The organism is Nitrospira sp. SG-bin1, assembly GCA_002083365.1.
Lineage (GTDB): Bacteria > Nitrospirota > Nitrospiria > Nitrospirales > Nitrospiraceae > Nitrospira_D.
In genome coordinates this window covers 1-20186 of record LVWS01000047.1, presented here as the reverse complement: position 1 = coordinate 20186, position 20186 = coordinate 1, and the positions used below count along the sequence as shown (strand labels likewise).

General features: G+C 57.4%; 17 protein-coding genes. 9 read left to right on the top strand and 8 right to left on the bottom strand.

Going from position 1 to position 20186, the window contains the following annotated elements:
• Positions 1–3: 3 nt before the first annotated feature.
• The 8 genes from A4E19_10775 to A4E19_10740 all read left to right on the top strand — a co-directional run bounded on the left by A4E19_10775 (position 4) and on the right by A4E19_10740 (position 8426).
• Complete coding sequence (locus tag A4E19_10775; protein OQW30036.1) at positions 4–885, top strand: nicotinate-nucleotide diphosphorylase (carboxylating); 882 nt, start codon at positions 4–6, stop codon at positions 883–885.
• Between the two features lie 6 nt (positions 886–891).
• On the top strand, positions 892–1728 hold the full coding sequence (locus tag A4E19_10770; GenBank protein ID OQW30035.1) for a hypothetical protein: 837 nt from the start codon (positions 892–894) through the stop codon (positions 1726–1728).
• Between the two features lie 36 nt (positions 1729–1764).
• A complete protein-coding gene (locus tag A4E19_10765) occupies positions 1765–2553 on the top strand; it encodes a type III pantothenate kinase (GenBank protein OQW30034.1) in 789 nt (262 codons plus the stop codon).
• A 95-nt stretch (positions 2554–2648) separates the two neighbouring features.
• Entirely contained in the window at positions 2649–3233 is a 585-nt protein-coding gene (locus tag A4E19_10760) for a hypothetical protein (protein OQW30033.1), read from the top strand.
• Positions 3234–3274: 41 nt separating this feature from the next.
• Entirely contained in the window at positions 3275–5194 is a 1920-nt protein-coding gene (gene dnaK / locus A4E19_10755; GenBank protein ID OQW30032.1) for a molecular chaperone DnaK, read from the top strand.
• 76 nt (positions 5195–5270) lie between these two features.
• The gene (locus tag A4E19_10750) at positions 5271–6404 is read left to right on the top strand and encodes a molecular chaperone DnaJ (GenBank protein OQW30031.1); all 1134 of its coding nucleotides are present in this window, start codon (positions 5271–5273) and stop codon (positions 6402–6404) included.
• A gap of 29 nt (positions 6405–6433) precedes the next feature.
• Positions 6434–7174 (top strand): hypothetical protein, encoded by a 741-nt coding sequence (locus A4E19_10745; protein OQW30030.1) that lies wholly within the window; start codon positions 6434–6436, stop codon positions 7172–7174.
• A gap of 124 nt (positions 7175–7298) precedes the next feature.
• A complete protein-coding gene (locus A4E19_10740) occupies positions 7299–8426 on the top strand; it encodes a dipeptide epimerase (GenBank protein OQW30029.1) in 1128 nt (375 codons plus the stop codon).
• Between the two features lie 85 nt (positions 8427–8511).
• Here A4E19_10740 and A4E19_10735 read toward each other — a convergent pair whose 3' ends face one another.
• Entirely contained in the window at positions 8512–9555 is a 1044-nt protein-coding gene (locus tag A4E19_10735) for a hypothetical protein (GenBank protein OQW30028.1), read from the bottom strand.
• Positions 9556–9585: 30 nt separating this feature from the next.
• Positions 9586–9822 carry a hypothetical protein gene (locus tag A4E19_10730; protein ID OQW30027.1) on the bottom strand — a complete coding sequence of 79 codons (237 nt, stop codon included), beginning with the start codon at positions 9820–9822 and terminating at the stop codon, positions 9586–9588.
• An 825-nt stretch (positions 9823–10647) separates the two neighbouring features.
• Between A4E19_10730 and A4E19_10725 the strand changes: the two genes are divergently transcribed.
• Positions 10648–10998, top strand: a complete 351-nt coding sequence (locus tag A4E19_10725) for a hypothetical protein (GenBank protein ID OQW30026.1) — start codon at positions 10648–10650, stop codon at positions 10996–10998.
• A gap of 57 nt (positions 10999–11055) precedes the next feature.
• On the opposite strand, the gene A4E19_10720 is transcribed toward A4E19_10725, so the two are convergent.
• From A4E19_10720 to A4E19_10695, 6 genes are all read right to left on the bottom strand, one after another.
• A complete protein-coding gene (locus tag A4E19_10720) occupies positions 11056–11496 on the bottom strand; it encodes a hypothetical protein (protein OQW30025.1) in 441 nt (146 codons plus the stop codon).
• Positions 11493–11765 (bottom strand): hypothetical protein, encoded by a 273-nt coding sequence (locus A4E19_10715; GenBank protein ID OQW30024.1) that lies wholly within the window; start codon positions 11763–11765, stop codon positions 11493–11495. Before A4E19_10715 ends, A4E19_10720 begins: the two co-directional genes overlap by 4 nt.
• Before the next feature lie 323 nt (positions 11766–12088).
• Entirely contained in the window at positions 12089–13090 is a 1002-nt protein-coding gene (locus A4E19_10710; protein OQW30023.1) for a hypothetical protein, read from the bottom strand.
• A complete protein-coding gene (locus A4E19_10705) occupies positions 13090–14814 on the bottom strand; it encodes a hypothetical protein (GenBank protein OQW30022.1) in 1725 nt (574 codons plus the stop codon). Before A4E19_10705 ends, A4E19_10710 begins: the two co-directional genes overlap by 1 nt.
• A 245-nt stretch (positions 14815–15059) precedes the next feature.
• Complete coding sequence (locus A4E19_10700; protein ID OQW30021.1) at positions 15060–19787, bottom strand: hypothetical protein; 4728 nt, start codon at positions 19785–19787, stop codon at positions 15060–15062.
• Positions 19788–19886: 99 nt separating this feature from the next.
• Positions 19887–20090 (bottom strand): hypothetical protein, encoded by a 204-nt coding sequence (locus tag A4E19_10695; protein ID OQW30020.1) that lies wholly within the window; start codon positions 20088–20090, stop codon positions 19887–19889.
• Positions 20091–20186 lie beyond the last annotated feature (96 nt).

The window sequence follows — 20186 nt, the reverse complement described above, 5'->3', positions numbered from 1 at the left end:
CCGATGGCCACGCTCCCCGCTGCAGAAATTCGCCGTGCGGTGCGCCAAGGACTTGAAGAGGATTTGGCGCAGGGCGATGCCACGACCGCGTCGATCTTCTCTTCTTCCGTGCCGGCTCGGGCAGAGATCATCGCCCAACAGTCGTTGGTCGTGGCAGGCATGGCCGCGGCGGTTCAGACCTTTCTTGTGATCGATCCTTCCCTACGGTTGTCGGTCCTCAAGCGCGACGGCCAGCGCGCGAAGAATGGAGACCCGCTCCTCCTTATCGAGGGCGACGGGCGGTCTATCTTACGGACCGAGCGGGTTGCTTTGAACTTTCTCCAACACCTCTCCGGGATCGCCACGTTGACGCAACGGTTCTGTCAAGCCGTGCGCGGCTACCCTGTCCGTATCCTGGATACCAGGAAAACGCTTCCGGGCTGGCGCGCGCTTCAAAAGTGGGCCGTGTCTCTCGGCGGAGGGGTGAACCACCGTCAATCATTGAGTGACGGCATTCTGATCAAGGACAACCACCTGGCGCTCCTCCAAGGCAATCGACGACCGGTTGAAAGGGCCTGCCGACTCGCCCATGCGCGTCGGCCCAAGGCGTTACCCATCATCGTTGAAGTGGAATCTCTCTCCGATGTTCGACACGCGCTCTCGGGAAAGCCTGATGTTATTCTCCTGGACAACATGGATCCGGACATGGTTCGACGTGCGGTGGCGTTGATCAATAAGCGGACCCTTGTGGAAGTCTCGGGCGGCATCACGTTGAAGAACGTCCGAGCCATGGCGGCAGCCGGGGCCGATCGCATCTCCATCGGAGCACTCACCCATTCCGCCCCGGCGGCAACAATCAGCCTTGCCATGGCCTTGACTCGTTCATCGCGACACCGACGTTCATAATTATTGATGGCCGCTTCTCCCCCACTCAGCCTCGACGGTATTCGCAGCACCCTTGCGACCACTTCTCTGGGGCAATCCTTGTATCTTCATCAAGTTCTCCCCTCGACCAACAAGGAGGCCTTGTCGCTGGCTCAGAATGGCGCGCCACACGGCACGGTCGTGGTCGCTGAAAGCCAGTCCGGCGGCTATGGCCGACATGGACGCACGTGGTTCTCACCATCGGGATTGAACATCTACTGCTCCGTCATCGTTCGTGGGATGGGACACACCCGTTCCCTTTCTCAATGGCTGTCCTGGGTCCCCTTGGTCAGTGCCCTTGCCGTGGCCCAAGCCACTCAGCAGGTGGCCGCCGTGTCCCTTTCGCTGAAATGGCCGAACGACTTGCTTTTCCGTGAGCGGAAGGTCGGCGGGATTCTCTGCGAGAGCAGCTTGGTCACGACTAATGACCCAGTCGTCGTCATTGGAATCGGACTCAACGTCAATGTCCCGCCGGATTCTTTTCCGGAAGAATTGCAGCCGATCGCAGCCTCCCTGATGGAAGCCTCTCAACGAACGATCGACCGCAATCGACTCATTGCTCAACTGCTTCTGGAACTTGAACAATGTCTTGACGAGCTTCGATCCGCCGGGCCGATCCGGCTGCGGCAGGCCTATACGGCTCGCTGTGCCACGCTGCGGCGTCACGTTCGCGTCCAGTTCACGAACAATCCACCGATCGTCGGTATCGCGGAAGCGCTGTCCGTCGACGGGGCGCTACAAGTGAGAGCCTTGCCTTCTCCCGCTCGTTCACAACCGATGCCCCTCATCGATGTCCGTGCGGCCGACGTCGTCCATCTGAGATGAGTAGCGAAAGCGCATCGAGCCGGGTAGAATGGTGCGATGCTCCTCGCGATCGACATCGGAAATACCAACGTGGTGGCCGGGATCTTTGACGGATCCACGCTGTTGACTCATTGGCGGTTGGCGACCGATCCCAAGACCACCGCCGATGAATACGGTGTTCTTTGTCTAAGTCTCATGGCTCGAGACGGGCGTGCCCCTGAACGGATCACCGGTGCGATCATCTCCAGCGTCGTTCCGGCCCTCACGGAAACCTTCGAATCGATGGTTCACACGTCCTTCGGTTGTATTCCCCTCACCGTCTCATCCGACATGGATACCGGCTTGACCCTGAAATACCTGAACCCGAAGGAAATCGGGAGCGACCGTATCGTGAACGCGGCGGCGGCCTATGCGAAGTTTCGTCGCGATCTCATCATCGTCGACTTCGGCACCGCGACGACATTTTGCGCAGTCAGTCGGGATGGAGAATATCTCGGAGGCGTGATCGCACCGGGCTTGGCCATTTCTGCGGACGCCTTGTTTACCAGAGCGGCAAAGCTGAGCAAAGTGGAACTCGCCCGGCCAAAAACCGTCATTGGAATCGATACGGCGGGCAGTATTCAATCGGGGCTCATCTTCGGTTATGCCGGTCTGGTGGACACGCTTGTTCAGCGGATGGAAGGGGAAATGGGGCGCACGTCGTATGTGATCGCCACGGGCGGATTAGCCACCGTGATCGCGCCGGAGGCGCGATCGATTCAACATATTGAACCGTTCTTGACCCTTCATGGGCTTGAACTCCTCTATCGCCGTGCCCACGGCGAAGGCCTGACGCAATGGGTCTAGCCTTCTCCTTGTAAGTATCTGCACATTTTTATTTTCCCGCTACCCGTTGACTTCCCTCCTCCTATGGATATCTCACCGCTTGTATAGGTATCAGGATGAGTCACGATCAAGAGCAAGAAAAGTCAAACGCCAATACAATCGAGAACTTAGAGGAAGATTCTCCGGCTTTGAATTCGGCGGACTCCTCGGTTCAGCAAGAACTGGCCGGTAAGACGGAAGAATGTAACGCGCTCAATGATAAGTATCTCCGGCTGGCTGCCGAATTTGAAAATTACAAGCGCCTTATCCAACGCGATCAACGTGAGCAGATCCGATTCGGGAATGAACAGCTCCTCAAAGAGCTGCTCCCGGTGGTCGACAACATGGAGCGGGCCATCAAGGCGGCTCGGACGAACGGAGGCGATTCGGCCCTCATACAGGGTGTGGAACTGACGCTCAAGCAACTGTTTGGCACCCTGACCAAGTTCGGCGTGCAGGCGATCGAAACGGTCGGCCAAGACTTCGATCCAAGCGCCCATCAAGCCGTCTCATACGGGCCGTCCGACGACGTGCCGGCCAATAAGGTCTTGGACGAGTTTCAAAAAGGGTATCGCTTACACGATAGGATTCTACGGGCTGCCATGGTCAGTGTCTCGTCGGGTCCAGCTCAGGCAAGCGAACATGACTCAACGACGCACTGACCTGTTTCAGTCGCCGTTGTCGAGAAGGAAGGAGTCCACCAATGGGTAAAGTCATCGGTATTGATCTTGGGACCACCAACTCTTGTGTGGCGATTATGAGCGGCGGAGACCCCGTCGTGATCGCCAACGCCGAAGGGAGCCGAACCACTCCTTCCGTCGTGGCCATCACCGATAAAACTGAACGTCTGGTCGGCCAAATCGCCAAACGACAAGCGATCACCAACCCCGAAAACACCATTTTCTCCGTCAAGCGCCTGATGGGCCGAAAATTCAAGAGCCGTGAGGTTCAAGAAGCCATGAAGCGGCTTCCCTATAAGGTGGTCGAGGCGGACAACGGAGACGCGCATGTGGAATTGCGCGGCAAGCGCTATAGCCCCCCGGAAATCTCGGCGATGATACTGCAGAAAATGCGGCAGACGGCCGAAGATTATCTCGGTGAAAAAGTCACGGAAGCCGTAGTCACCGTCCCCGCCTATTTCGACGACAGCCAACGCCAGGCGACCAAAGATGCCGGCCAGATCGCCGGTCTGAACGTGCTCCGTATCATCAATGAACCGACGGCCGCCTCTCTGGCGTACGGCCTGGACAAGAAGAAAGATGAACGGATCGCCGTGTACGACTTGGGCGGCGGGACCTTCGACGTCTCCGTGTTGGAAATCGGCGAGGGCGTCTTCGAGGTGAAGTCGACCAACGGCGACACCTACCTCGGCGGAGACGACTTCGATCTCCGCGTGATGGATTGGCTGGTCGACGAGTTCAAGAAAGATCAGGGCATCGATTTGCGGAAAGACCGGATGGCGCTCCAACGCCTGAAGGAGTCGGCGGAACGGGCCAAGATCGAACTCTCGTCGTCCCAAGAAACGGAGATCAATCTGCCGTTCATCACCGCCGATGCCAGCGGCCCCAAGCACATGGTCACGAAACTGACGCGAGCCAAACTCGAACAACTGGTGGATGATTTGATTCAACGCACGATTGAACCTTGCCGCAAAGCCTTGTCCGATGCGGACGTCACGGCCAAGGATATTCAAGAAGTCGTCTTGGTCGGCGGCATGACCCGCATGCCCAAAGTCATTCAAGTAGTGAAAGACTTCTTCGGGAAGGACCCGCATCGAGGCGTCAACCCCGATGAAGTGGTCGCCATCGGGGCCGGGATCCAAGGCGGAGTGCTCAAGGGAGAGGTCAAGGACGTCCTGCTTCTCGACGTCACGCCGTTGTCCTTGGGCATTGAGACGCTGGGCGGCGTGTTTACCAAACTCATCGAACGCAACACGACCGTTCCCACGAAGAAGAGTCAGGTTTTCTCGACGGCGGCGGACAATCAAACGGCCGTCACGATTCGGGTCTTCCAAGGCGAACGGGAAATGGCCAATGACAACAAACTGCTGGGGCAATTCGACTTGGTGGGCATTCCGCCGGCGCCACGGGGCATGCCTCAGATCGAAGTGACGTTCGACATCGATGCCAACGGCATCGTCCATGTCTCCGCAAAGGATCTGGCGACCCAGAAAGAGCAATCCATCAAGATCACGGCTTCCAGCGGTCTGAGCAAGGATGAAGTCGAGAAGCTCGTTCGGGACGCGCAGTCGCATACGGAAGAAGATAAGAAACGCCGCAAACTGGCGGAAGCGAAGAACCAGGCGGACAATCTGATCTATCAAACCGAGAAAAACATCACTGAGTACGGAGACAAGGTCTCCGAGGAAGAAAAGACGAAAATTCAAGATGCCGTCGCCGCCGTCAAGAAGGCGCTGGAGGGAACCGACGCCGAGGCCATCGAATCGGCGACCCAATCTCTCATGACGGCGTCACACAAATTAGCCGAAGAGATGTATAAGAAAGCCGCCGCATCTCCTGGTCCTCAACCGGGTGCCTCATCTTCCGGCGGGACCGGAGAGGCGAAGACCGATGAGAAAGTCGTGGACGCGGAATTTGAAGAAGTAGACAAAGACAAGAAATAGCCTAGAATAGCGCATCAGAGTGCCCGAGTTCCCGGCGTGATCGAGAACTCGGGCGATTTCCTTACTTCCATACGCAATGGCGGCCGTGTCTAAGCGCGATTATTACGAAATTCTCGGCGTCGATCGGAACGTATCCGACGACGATCTTAAAAAGGCCTACCGGAAATTGGCCCGCCAGCACCATCCGGACCTCCATGCCGGCGATCATCAGAAAAAATCCGCAGAAGAGAAATTCAAGGAGATCAACGAAGCCTACGAAACCCTGAGCGATCAAGACAAGCGAAAACGCTACGACATGTTCGGGCATGCCGGTGCCCAACAAGGCGGACCCGGCTTTGACGGGTTCGATTTTGGTCGTGGCGGATTCGGGGACGTCTTTAACGACATCTTCGAGGACTTTTTCGGTCAGGCCCGAGGCGGCGGAGCGACGCGAGCCGAACGCGGCAATGATCTCCAGTACAACCTTGAAATCTCGTTCGAGGAAGCCGTCTACGGCAAAGAAGCCAAACTCAAAATTCCGCGCTGGGAAATCTGTGTCGACTGTAAAGGCACCGGCGCCAAGTCAGCGTCCGCCATCAAGCCCTGCACGAGCTGCAAGGGTGCGGGACAGATTCGCTTCCAGCAGGGATTTTTCAGCGTCAGCCGGCCCTGTGGTCAATGCGAAGGCGTCGGACACTTCGTCACGGAACCCTGCGCGACCTGCCAGGGACGTCAACGGGTGTACAAAGAACGCACCATCGCCGTCCATATCCCGGCCGGCATTGAAACCGGCATGCGACTTCGTCTCTCCAATGAAGGAGAACATGGCCCCAACGGAGGCCCCCCGGGCGACCTTTACGTTGCCATTACCGTTCAGCCCCATCCGATCTTTCATCGCAAGGGCCTCGATATCGTCTGTGATGTGCCGGTCAACCTCGTCACCGCCGTGCTCGGTGGGAAAGTGGAAGTCCCGACCCTCAAAGGAGAGACCGTCATCAAGGTGCCGCCCGGCACACAACACGACAAGGTGCTTCGCATCAAAGGCTTGGGAATTCCCAGCCTGAAGGGCGGCTCGACCGGTGATCAGGTCTACACGATCAAGGTCAAAATTCCCACCAAATTGACGGCCAGACAGAAAGAGCTGCTGATGGAGTATGCCAAAGAAAGCGGCATGACCATGGAAACCAACGGCGACGGCTTTTTCGACAAGATGAAGACATTCTTCGAGTAGATCATCGCCGTCCACATCTCCAGGGCCACATGCCCGTATTTTTCGTTCCTCCTCAATGCGTCGCCCCGCCGGCCATTTCCATCACAGACGATCTCCTGATTCACATCAGGGATAGTCTCCGTATCGCCGTCGGGGAAACCCTTTGGCTCGGCGATGGACAGGGCACCAAGTACCTGGCAAGAATTACCAATGTATCCAAACAGGCGGTCACCGGCCAGATTCTCGAAACGATCCAAGAACCGCCGCGCCGCACCCCTCGTCTGATCCTCGGCCAATCGTTGCTCAAGGGCGAAAAGATGGATTGGGTGATTCAGAAAGCCACCGAGCTGGGCGTGGATGAACTCGTGCCGATTGAAAGCCGATACAGTGTGGTGCAACTCAAAGCCGACCGTGTTGGCCACCAACTTGCCCGCTGGCGGCGCATCGTGCTGGAAGCCGCCCAGCAATCCGAACGGTGGCACATACCGACGATTGCGGAGCCGGAATCACTTGCCTCATTGCTGACACGGCAGGCAAACGGTACAGTGACTCTCATGCTTGCCGAGCGACGGAAAGGAAAAATTTTACAAACGGTCGCACTACCACAAGATGTGACAGGCTCCGTGCTGCTCTTGATCGGGCCGGAGGGAGGCTGGAGCAAGGAAGAAATGGAGAAGGCTGAGCAGGCAAACGTTTGTTCCATCACCCTCGGTCAGCACATCTTGCGATCCGAAACGGCCGCCATCGCCACCATCAGCATTCTCCAATCGCGCCTCGGCGGACTGGGATAGCCGAATCCGATGGTATGGGCGAATCGCTTTTCACTTCGTCATGGCTGCGGAGGCTGGCCCTACGAAGCGAATGGCAGAGAGTACCTTACTCCTAAACTACTGTGAGACGCAGCCACGCGATCCGATGAAGAATGATTGTATCGAAAACGTGACGTTCTGGCCGATCGATACGCCCGTCACGGACCCTTTCGTCGTCTCGACGGGGACGCGGATCGCCGCGGAGAATGTCTTTGTCCGCATCACACTCAGCAACGGTATTCATGGCTATGGGGAAGCAGCGCCGTTCCCTGAAGTCGGCGGTGAAGATCGCTGGTCCTGCCTCCAATCGCTGGCACGTCTTGCGCCTTCACTCATCGGCCGGTCGGTTCGTGACTACCAAAGCTTAGCCCACTACCTGGCAGAGCAAGCCCCTGCCCAACCCTCTGCGCGGTGCGGTATCGAGACCGCATTGCTCGATGCGCATTGCCGTGCCACCGGTATCCCCTTGTGGCGGCTCTGGGGCGGTGCCGATGTGCGTCCCCGCGTCACCGATATCACGATTCCGATCGCTACCCAGGAGAAGACGTTGTCCCTTGCTTGCGGGTGGTATGAGCGAGGCTTCCGCCTGTTCAAGATGAAAGTCGGCAAGGATGTGGATGGAGATGTCCGCCGACTTGAAGCCTTACATCGAGTCTTGCCCGGCATTTCATTCATCGGCGACGGCAATCAGGGGTTTTCACGAGCGGAGTGTCTTGCGTTCGCCGATGGGGTCCGGCAATTCGGCGGGACGATGGTCTTGCTGGAACAGCCGGTCGTGCGGGATGACCTCGACAGTCTGGCCGCCATTCGGCGAGAAACCGGCATTCCCGTCGCGGCGGACGAGTCCGTACGCTCCCTCGATGATGCTCGGAAGATTGTCGCACAGAACGCCGCCGACTACATCAATATCAAAATCATGAAAACCGGCGTGCTGGAGGCGGCGGAAATTGCAGCCTTTACTCTCAAGGCCAACTTGAAGCTGATGGTCGGCGGCATGCTCGAATCGCGCATCGCCATGGGATGCTCCTTCAGCTTAGTCTTGGGCATGCAAGGGTTCGAGGTGTTGGACCTGGACACTCCCTTGCTCCTGACTGCTGATCCCGTGCAAGGAGGTTATCGCTACGAGGGTCCTACCCTTCAGCCTTGGCATGAACCGGGTTTGGGAATGTCTGTGTCCGTTCCCGCAGACGCCCGGACAACAAGCATCAAGAGGCAAACTCTTGACGAAAGGTAGCCGCCATAGTCAATACAATACTCGTGACATTGCGAAGCAGCAGAAATCGGCGTGGAGCAGAAGGGAACAATGATCAAATCAGATGCTATTCGGAATTTGGCTTCATGCCAACAACGATTTCAAGAGCCCCGTCGGGCACGGAGCGATCAATAACTGCCGTAGGCATAAACCCGATGGAATCAAAAGCTTCCCCTACCTGTACTGCAAATGACGGGATGTTCTGACGGTCTCGAATCCTGATTTCGAAATCTCTCACTCTACCGCTAAACAAGGCTTGCTTAACGGTGATGTTGTCCCACCCGGCTTCTTTAAGAATATCCGCGATCTGTCTTGCAAGGCTGACTGCTTCTTCATCCCCCAATAGTGCGACGATGCCTATTGGCTCTTTGGGCAGCGGTTTCAGCTTCTTGAGGAGGCGTGCGCGCTGAGCATCTGAGATTATTCTTCTCTTGATGCGATCTTTGACTTTTAGAAGTTCGGCTTCTGCTCGCGCCGCTCGCTCTCGAAGCGCCGCTGCCTCCCCTTCCAGCTTATTTGCGCGCTCCTTAGTGGCCGCAGTTTCGGCCAGTGCTTTAGCCGTTCCTTCACCGGCCTGCGCGGCCTCTTTCTTCGCTTCCTCGGATCGTGCTTCAGCGGCTCTCATCATGTATTCCACTCGCGCCGCTTGGTCTCGAAGTGCCGCTGCCTTCGCTTCCAATTTTCCAGCACGCTCGTTCGCGACAGCCACATCCGCGAGCGCTTTCGCCGTTTCCTGGCGTGCCCTCAACACTTCCTGCGCAGCCACCTCCAGCTTCGTTTTAGATTCCTCCTCAAAATGCCGACGGGCTCCTTCTTTCATGTCGCCGACTGTGGAAGTAAACCACCAGGACAAGCCGCCACATAAGGCTCCCAACGCCGTGAGCACGACGCCTGCTTTCAGCGTCCACTCTGCTGGCAGCTGCAGGTAGGAAACGGTTTCAGTAAGCGCTTGGATTTTTTCCCCCTCAGTGACGTCTATCTCTTCTTTCAAAGACTTGATGGTGGAGGAGAACCACCACGATAAACCGCCACATAAAGCCCCCAATGCCGGGAACACCACACCGGCTACTCCCGTCCAAAATGCCCACGATTCGAGTGCTGGAGGGATCATCTCGCCGTGCCTGTCTGGGTAAGCTCAATTCTAAGCTTGCCCATTGAAATCATACTGGTTGTGAAATCGGATTACAAAAAGGCGGTTAAGCCACCGAGCTGCAACCTCGTCGTTCAGTAGATGCGGCACTGATCCCAGCGCCCGCAGCTGCAGAGCGGGAGCGGCATGCTTCAAATGCGTGGGCCCGGTGGCGCTTCTCGTGAAAAGCTTAGGAATAGCTTGCTCGAGAATCCGTACGCCATGCAAATCAAAGTAAAAGCTGCTCATCGAAAGATCACTGCCATCTGGATCTTCGCAAGCCGATACCGACCCGACCGCCTACCCAGACAAGAAAGTGCATAGGCGCCCTTCTCACAGCAGCCGGCAAAACATTGACGGATTACACTCTCGTGCATCGTCAATATTTTGAAAATCATCTACCTAGTCTAACTACGTAGCCTACAACTCCTTGCAATACCGCACCGCGGCGAATTGGCGTAGGTTTTGCTTGACCTTGTCATTAGCTGTGAACCTAACCGACCTGGGAGGGATCAATGGAATGTCCGAAGTGCAAGGGGATGATGATGTTGGAACGGTTTTCAGATTTCTTTCTCGTCTTTTATGCCTGGAAATGCATGAATTGCGGGGCCATCATCGATCGCACCATTTCCCATAATCGCCGAAGGAGTCTCGCGGCTCGAGCGTCACGAATCGGTGCCATACCTTAAAAAGATCTCACTGTCTCCAACAGGGAATCGCGGCCGAATTCTATGCGGGCCGGCTTACATGAGTTGGACATCTTTTGTCGCGCCAAGACCTCGAAGCCGAATGGTTTGACGCATGGAGGACTCTTATCCAGCAGTACGGATGCGACTCTCGAGCGGAATGTGCAAGCTTACGATAGCCACAGGCGGGTAATGTACCTCCTGCCGAAAATTTAGCTCACAATGTCGAAATGGGATCCAGCATGAGAGACCTAGGGAGAATCCTCGTCATGATGAGTACAACGACACGCTACACTGGCGATACTCGAACGTGTTGCACATTCAGTTACTGATTGCTTATTGAAGGTACCCCTTGCGTCTTGAGTTCCGTCTACACTGGAGGTGGACAATGAGACGGCAATACAGACTTGGCTTTCGGGTCCTGTTGATCGGAGTAGCAGCCATTTTCACAGGGCACGGTATTGCAGGATTGGCGGATGCCGAGACCTCGCCGGAGGAAAGAACCATACAGCATGGTTCGACATCACCCGGCAAGGGACAAGGGCAATCACCCGCCAACAAACGCACATCACAATTGCAGTCGGGAGAATCCAAGACGCACGGAGCAGCATCAGCTGGCAAGGGACAAGGCCAGTCGCCAGCCAATAAGCGGACGTCAAAAACACAACCCAGTGATCCTCAAGACGGTAGTGATGGGTCTGGAGAAGACCGACAAGGCCAATCGCCGAGCAATAAATGAGCGCACAGTATGCTGCCGACATCGGTCGCCAAGAAAACGCAATGGGCCATAGCGGTTTTATTCAACCCAAATCAGATGTAGTCCAAGTCGTTCGGCTGCTTTGTGCTGTTTCACATCCGCGGTGACGAAGGGAATGGTGAGTCCTGAAGCGGCTTGGAATGTGAGGGCCGAGGCAAGGTGGAGGGCATCAAGCGTTCTTAAGCCGGTTTGTTGGGCCAGTTCCTCCGCCCGATTCAGAACAATCCCACTGACTTCTACGAGCTCCCAGTAGCTGCGGTCTTTCCGGATCCTCGACCGGATGGCTAAAAAATGACGTTGCGTAAGGTCTCCGACCAGGCAGCGTCGGCTCAATACGGACAACACTTCGACCGGGGCGACAGCCGAGGACAGAAATCGATACTGCTGCAAATGTCGTCGCGCGGCGGATGACCCCGGCTCCTTGACATATCGTTTCACCAGCACACTAGCATCGAAATACGCCCAGCGACTCTGTCTCACCGTTTGTCTCGCTCTTGCCGCATCGTCTTAGCCAAGGGACGCCCTGTAGCTGGCCTCGGCTTCCACACCGGAAGGCCGGCACGTTTGGCTGCAGGACGCAAGAAGCCCGCAGCCTCCAACCGTTGAATGGCCGTCTGGTCTCGCTTCCGAATCGGTCTCAGCACTGCGAATGGCCTTCCTCGCTCAGTCAGGACCACTTCCTGTCCGCCCCTTATCATTTTAATCAGGCGAGAAAATTGTTGATTCGCTTCGCGTAATCCAATATGCATACAATTGTCCATTGTTGTAGTGATGTCACTACATTAATTTGGCCACAGACATTTGTCAACGGAGATCGGCATGGGTCATGGAGTGTTGGATCAGCCCGCGAATTTCGAAGTGACACTTTCAGGATGAACGTTCGAAACCGTACCCGAGGAAACAGCGTCGCGACAGAATTTCTTCCGGCCTGATCGAGAGGCGGCTCGCCTAATCCCTCTCATCCTCGACTCGATGTCTGCCCGGAGATCAGAATCAAGAAGCGCACCGAATAGAGACAAGAACATTCGAAATCGCCGGAAAGCAGAGAGGAATCGGATGAACCGATGGAGGATCAACGCCCTGGTTGGAGATGAATGATGGTCCCGTTTTCCCCGCTGGCCCACCCACGGGCAGCGTCTGGAAAACTGAGACCAAATAATGAAGATGGAGTGATCGATCGTCCCTCACTCCAGGTGTGGCCGGCGTCGGCCGTCCGATACAGCATGCCCCGCTCGCCGACAATCCAACCTTCTTGAGGACTCGTGAAGCGGACTTTCAACAGATCGATGACCTTTGTGCACGTCTTGCCGCAGGGCAAGGTTTGATCCACCCATTTTGCTCCACCATCAGTGGTTTGAAACAAGGCCCCCGCATTGCCGACGGCCCATCCGGTCGTAGCATCCGTGAAAAAAACGTCGAACAAGGTCGCCGCATTCTGCGTTTCTTGCGGAGTCCAGCTCGCCCCCCCATTGTCCGTGGAAAGGACGGTGCCCAACGCACCGACAATCGCGCCCTTCCGGTCATCGAGAAAATGCGCCGCATAAAGGGCCGCCGTCGTCCCACTGACCTGTTCGGCCCAATGTTGGCCGCCATCCGTTGTGTGAAAGATCGTGCCTCCTCCTCCGACGACCCATCCGACGGTTGGAGAAGAGAAATAAGCGGCGTACAGTGGCTGTTGCGTATCCAAGACTTGTTGAACCCAGGACTCGCCTCCATTCGTCGTGCGGCTCAGAAATCCTCCGCTCCCCGCCACCCATCCAATGGATGGGTCCGTAAAGAACACCGACGTCAACAGAGTCGACGTCCCGCTGGTTACCCGTTTCCATCTCTTGCCGCCATCGGTGGTCTTTAGGATTGTGCCTCCGCTTCCTACCGCCCACCCCTGCTGAGGCGTGCGAAACTGAATGCTCATCAACGTTGATTTCGTGCTACTCGCTTGGGCGATGACCGACAGGTTGGAATCGGCGTTTCCCGCCGATTGAGGCGGCAGGAGCAATGCTCCGAGTAAGATGCCGAGCGATGCGACTACGTTCTGTCGCGTGGGGTGACCGAGGCGAGAGAACCACACCGGCATTATTGATTGGTACTCGCGTCAGGTCTGTTGTTATCCCAGTAGCCTGAGTCGGGAAGCCCTTTCGCCTCGATGGTGAACGGTCCGGCTTCAAGCGTCAACCATTTTTTCGGCGAGCAACAGGTTCCATCGGGAAGCAAGTCCCATGATCCCCGGCGAACGACCAACGGCCCGGTCGCCAGGTTATCGAAAAACTCTCCCTTCTTTCCGATGCCGTAGAGATTACGGTGCGGGACCTTGACGACGATTTCCTCATCGGTCCATGACTGAACCAGTGCGGCCGCGCCGTTGAACAAGACTTCGGTCCGTGACACATTCGACACGACGGTGGTATTTTCACCCGGCTCGTTGATTTCGACGTCGGTGCGTCGTTTATAGGCTTTTTGATTCAACCCAAAGTCCGCATGTTCGGCGGTCTTGAGGAAGGTGCCGAACCCCCGGCCTTTGATCGTCACCGTGGCATCCAATCCCGCGGTGTGAGGTGCATACGATTCGATGACGGGTGTGACCAACATGAAGTCCCCGGCCTCGACGGCGAGCGCTCTTCGCTCGGCGCAACAGAGTCCGCCGACGTTCGGCGTGTTGGCACTCCGATAGATCACGACCTTGCCGGACTTCGCGCTGAACGGCACCCACGCATCGATCCGGTCATCGTTCCACCGGTAGATCACCGCCGGCACCCCGCCGATTTCGACGCGATTCTCGCCGGTATTGAAGTCCATGAAGTTGTAGGGAGTCGATCCGCTCTCCGAGTAAAACCCAAAGTGTTCGCCGTTAATGCGCAGCAACGTCCCGATGGGCGCACTGGCCGGAGTCATGGACGTGACGCGGGGAACATGAACGGTAAACTGTGCCAGCACCCGTTCCCGTCCCTGATGTTTCAACACCAACGGACCCGACTGCGCGTCGAGCGGGACATGAAAGACGATGACATCGTCCTTCCATTGGGCAATGGTCGCCGGCCGTTCACCTATCAGTACGCCATCGTCCATCGATTCCTTGGCATTTCCGAATCCCTGGCCGAACAGGACCACCTTCGTCCCCACCGGCCCGCTGACCGGGTCCACTCTGATGGACGGAATCAGCTTCAACGGAACGGCGTTACTCACGACATGTTCGACCGGAGCGCAACACGATCCGTCCGGAAGCGGATCGGAGGAAGCCAGCCGAACCACCACATCACCGTTCACCGCATTCGTCGGAATTTCAAGCTCGATCTTGTCGTCTTTCCACCGCTTAGGACGCACCACGACCCCACCGACCACCACGTCATTGACGCCGAACATCGTGTTCGGATCACGCGCACCAGCCGAAAGGCCGAAATGACGCCCGGTAATCTGCAGCGTGGTTCCCCGTTCCGCTTCCGTCGGCGTGATGGCGTCTATCCGAGGAGCCGTGATGAGCAACGGCCCGGCGGACAGCTTCTTCTTGCCCATGAACACTTCAACCGGACCGCTGGTGGCCTTGAAGGGAACCTTGATTTCGATGGCCTCTGTGTCCCATCGTTGCACCAATGCCGACACTCCATTGACGGTCACCCGGTTGAATTGAGTCGACTTAAAGGTTCCCAACCCTTTCCCATTCAGCACCAAGGTGGCACCGGGTGTGGCGGATCGGGAAGATAATTCAATGGGTCCCTGCCCGGCCTGTGCGATCATGCCGTTCGTCCCGGCTGCGAGACACACCGCCCATAGAAACAACTTGGTCAAGTTTGAGATACAGTGCATGGATAGCCTATCGGGAGGAAACAAACATACAGAAGCATACGAAACACGACAACCTCGACTTTAACAAGCTGTTTTTTCGGGAGTCAAGGGTAGGACACAATTAGCGATTAGAATGGGACGCTTGACCTCTGCTCATTCACTTGCTTGTCCGCAAGAAGCGAACATTCCAATCTCTGGCATCGATACGTCGCCGCAGCAGTAAAGGGACGGATGAGATCTATCGGTGAATCGACTTTCGAGAGTATCTACGATCCCACTGCCTGAACGATCGTCTCATGGAGTTGCTCCACCGCTGCCTCTTTAGTCAGCAGCGTAGCGGCTCCGGCTCGCCGCATTGCGTCGCTGTTCCCGTCTCCGATGTTCACCGAAATGCCGATCACCATGGTGTCCGGGTAACGAAGTTTGATGTGCTCCGTCGCCTCGATTCCATTCATCTTCGGCATGTTGATGTCCATCACCACCACCCGTGGCCGGAGCTCCTCGACGAGTTTGACCGCCTCCGATCCATCCCGAGCCTCCCCGACCACCTGAATATCCGCATAGGCGTCCAGCACCGAACGCAGCCCTTGCCGCACCATCGCATGGTCATCCACGAGCAACACCCGGATCGTGGGGCGATCGCCAAGACACGGATCTTGTGACGCGCCGTTCGCGTGAGGACGACGAGAGATCAGCGGCGAATCATCGGCTGTGGTCTCTTGATTCTTTGCGTTCGTCGTCAACGGCACCATTAAAGTCGCGCTAGTCCCGTGCCCCGGAACGGACTCCAGGATGAACGAACCGCCTAAAGCCCGCATACGCTCCTCAATGCTATAGAGCCCGAACTTGGAGGAAAGCTCACCGCTGGGGGTTCCGGCCGTCGCCGCAGGCTCGAACCCCTTGCCCTCATCCCGCACGGTGATGCGAAGCTGGTCCGCTCGCCGGTCCATCCGGAGCGTCGCCCGTCCGGTACCGGCGTGTTTCGCCGAATTGATCAAGAGTTCCCGCGCCGATTGAAACAAGAGGATCACTTGGTCTTCCGGCAGGGTGAGTTCCGTATCGTCGGGCACGGCGACGGTCACGGTGTGCGTATGCTTTGTCTTCATGTATTCCGCCAGCCACTTGAGGCTGGCCGCCAGGCCATGATCCCGCAGGACCGGCGGACTGAGTTCCGCGACCAACGTCCGGCTATAGGTCAACGCGTCGGACAGGATGTCGTCGACCTTCTTGAGAACGGCTTCACAGGCAGGCAGGCTATTAGTCACTCGTTTCCCCTGTCCGATGGTCAACTTGCCGACAACCAGCATCTGTTGCAGATGGTCGTGCAGTTCGGTGGCCAGGCGTTTGCGTTCGCGCTGCTCGGCCAGGTTCAACTCGCTCGTCATCGTCCGGAGGCGATCCTGTGACTGCCGCAATTCCGCGGTCTTCTCATTGACGGCCTGTTCCAGCTCCACGTTCCAGCGCTGAAGACGCGCTTGCGTCTCGCGCAGCGCCTGCTCCGCCTTGCGCCGTTCCGTCACGTTGGTCACCAACGCCACCAAATACTTCGCCTCGCCGGCATGATCACGCAGCAACGAGACGAACTTGTGCACCCACACCGGTTGACCGTTCTTGTGCACGTACCGATTCTCGATTTCGAAGTTGGGCAACTCCGCCCTCAGCAATCGCTCAATCTCGGCAAGGTTGTCGGCACGGTCGTCGGCATGGATCAATTCCGAAAATCTCAGCCGTCGGAATTCTTCCTCGCTGTAGCCCAGCATCGCGCAGTAGGCCGGATTACACTGGACAAAACTTCCATCGAGCGTGGCAATGGCGATTCCTGTCCCTGCATGCTCGAAGACGTTCCGAAACCGTGTTTCGCTCTCACGCAGCGCGGCCTCCGTCTCCTTGCGATCATGAATATCCGTGCAGGTACCCACCCATGACTGGATGCGGCCTTCAGCATCCCGTACCGGGGCGCCTCTCACGCGAAACCACCGATAAGTGCCGTCCACAGCGCGGCGGAATCTCGTTTCGGCATCGTATTCCCCGCCTGTCTCGACGGCTTTCTTCCATGCTTCGGCCAATCGTGGGGCATCGTCCGGGTGCTGGACCGTGAGCCATCCGCCCCGTCCCGTCGTCGCATGCGTCAAACCTGTGTAGTGGTACCACCGCTGATTTTCATATTCCGCCTGGCCTTGCTCATCGGTCTGCCACACGAAATGCGGCATCGCCTCGGCCAACAAGCGGAACCTCTCCTCGCTTTCGCGTAGCGCCCGCTCCGCCTGCTTGCGTTCCGTAATATCCTCCGCGACGCCGGCGACAAGATCCCCAATGCCCAACGGTTTGCCTCGATCATGGATCCATCGTATCGAACCATCCGGCCGCACGACGCGGTATTCCATGTCATATGTTCCGGCATAGATACGCTCAATAAACCCTGCGGCCACTCTCGGTCGATCGTCCTCATGGATCGCATCCATCCACAATCCAAAATGGTCGTACAGTTCTCGCGGATGACGGCCCCATATGTCGGCAAATGTCTGACTGACATACAGCAAGGTCTTCGAGGAAGGGTCGGATATCCAGAACACATCGCCGATACGTTCGACCAGCGCGCGAAACCGCAGCTCGCTTTCACGCAGCTTTTCCTCGGCTTGTTTCCGTTCCGTGATATCCGTGGCCATCCCAAGGATCTGGCGCACCTCACCCTCCGCGGACCGCTGCCACACCACATCACGACTCAGGAACCATCGGTAGGATCCGTCTCGATGGCGGAAGCGATATTCCATCTGGGCCGTGACTCCATCCGCCAAGTCTTTCAGATATTCCAGGTGCTGTTGCAGCCGCGGTGCATCGTCGGGGTGCAAGACGGAAGGGATAAATTCGGTCCCCAGAGCATGCACCTCTTCCGCGCTATACCCGAGCACCTTCCCCGTGTGTCGATTGACGTAGACGTTTCGGCGCTCGCGGAGATCGAACACATAGAGCACGCCGGGAAGCACGCCGGTCATTTCACTGACGAACCGATGACTCTCTCGCAGCTGCTCTTCGGCCCGCTTCCGCTCGGTGATATCCCAGGTGAGTCCCGCGACTCGAACGGGCCGACCGTTGGCATCGCACATCACCTGACCCTCACTATGGAGCCACCGCACTTCGCGGTCTCGCAGAATGCGAAATTCGAGGCGCTGTGCCCCTCGGCTTGCTATCGCGTTCGCAAACTCCGCTTCGACCCGCGCACGATCCTCGGGATGGATGCTGGCAATCCAACCTTCCTGTGATGGAATCACCTCCCGGCTGAGCCCATAGAGTTCATAATATGGCTCGGACCATCGAACCCTACCGCCTACGAGATCGACGTCCCACACCCCGGCTCGCGCACTCCGCTGAGCCAGAAGCAACATCTCTTCGCTCTGGCGGAGCGCCTCTTCGGCCTGCTTGCGCACGTGGATGTCGATACTGATCCCATACCACGCCTCAATCCGGCTTTGTTCGTCTCGCCGCGGCAAGGCTCGAAAGCTGTGCCACCGATAGGCGCCGTCGTGCCGACGGTAGCGGCATTCGCCTTCATACGTGGTTCCAGCGGCCCGGCATCGCTCCCAATATGTCAGGATGCGCGCGTGGTCATCGGGATGGAGAGTCTCCGCCCATCCAAATCCGACCGCCTGTTCGCGCGTTTGACCGGTATATTCATACCAACGTTCGTTCACGTAAATGATCTGTCCGTCGGCATTACAAACCCAGACCAATGCCGGCGCCGCGTTGCTGATCGTGCGGAACTCTTCTTCGCTCCTCCGAAGCGCCGTCTCCGCTCGCTTGCGATCCGTGATGTCCAGGCAGATGCCGATCACTCGCCTCGGTTCTCGTTCGCTCGCCGAGTAGAGTCGGCCGAGGCCTTGCATCCAACGGATGTCCCCATCCGGTCGGACGATCCGATATTCCGAATCGATCACACCCTCTCCCCGGTCAAGCACACATTGGACGGCTTGCAGCGTCCTGGAAAGGTCGTCCGGATGGACTGCATCGCGCCAGAGTTCAAAACTGCAGGGCCTCGATGGATCGATCCCGAACAGTTCATAGTGAGCTCGGTTCCAGATGACCTGTCCGGAGTCCGGTCGCCACTCGAAGGTTCCGATGCCTGTTGCACGATGAGTGAGCGCAAACCGTTCTTCGCTTTCACGCAGCTGGTCCTCTCGACGCTTCCGTGCGGTGATATCCGTGAACAGGTTCACCGCGCCGATGATGTGGCCTTCCGCGTTTTGCAATGGATCGATATGGACGATCACGTGGCGCCTGGTGCCGTCCGGGCGTTCAATGATGATTTCCTGGCCATGCAGGACTGTGCCGTGCTGCACCGCATCGGCCATGGGCGTCTTGTCGTGCGGCAACAGTGTTCCGTCCGGCCAAAACAGCCTGTGAGACCCGCAAAACCGATCCTCCCTGTCTCTCAGGTTGGGCCGGCGCCCCCACAACTCAGCCGCTTGCTCGTTGTAAAACGTGATGCGGCCGTCCCGATCGATGGTGTACATGGCCGCCGGCATCCGCTCGACGAGGGACCGATAGCGTGCTTCGCTTTCGCTGAGACGTTCGATGAGGCGCCGGTTGTCCCGTTCATGCTGGCCCAGCTTCAATAGGGCCTCCACCGTGCCGATCAACTCTTCTTCTTCCGCCGGCTCAATCAGATAGGCGTCGGCGCCGACTTCCAACCCCCGTAACCGATCCGGCGCGCCGATGCGGGCGGCGGAAGTCTGCAATATTTTGATGAATTGGGTCTCGGGTTGTGTCTTGAGTTGCCGGCACACATCGAAACCGTCGATGTCCGGCAGATTGACGTCAAGGAGTATCAGATCAGGTCGTTCCGCGGCGGCCATGGCGAGTGCCTCGCGGCCGTTATTCGTCTCGATCACGCGGTAGCCCTGTCGGCTGAGCAGTCGACTCTTCACATACAAGGCAGCCGGATTGTCGTCCACGATGAGAATGGTCCGGTGATCCGATCCGGCGGTCAACCGAGTCATATCAACCTCACACGCGTGGGCGGAAACCGATCGAGCTCGGCATGTGTCGGCCGTCGATCCGATCCACCGTCACATGTTCTTGGGCCTGCCGGTCGCCCCTCAACGATGGTCCCCGATATTCTTGGTTACAAGGAACCGTGTTGAAAAGATCGATCCTTTACCCGGCTCGCTTTCAGCCATGACCCCGGCGGCGCGACGTTGCTTGACGGCTTCCTTGTGACATCGCTCGCTCTCGACTCTTACCGCGTCGATCCGATTCAACGTCCCCGCTACTCTCCAGAGAATGACGCTGAAGCTCGTCACGCTCAGCCAACGGTCAAGAGAAGGCTTAACCGGTCGTTATACAATCCGGCCGTGTCTCCCGCTAGGGAAGGTCTGATTTATTCTCCGCGCGGAATG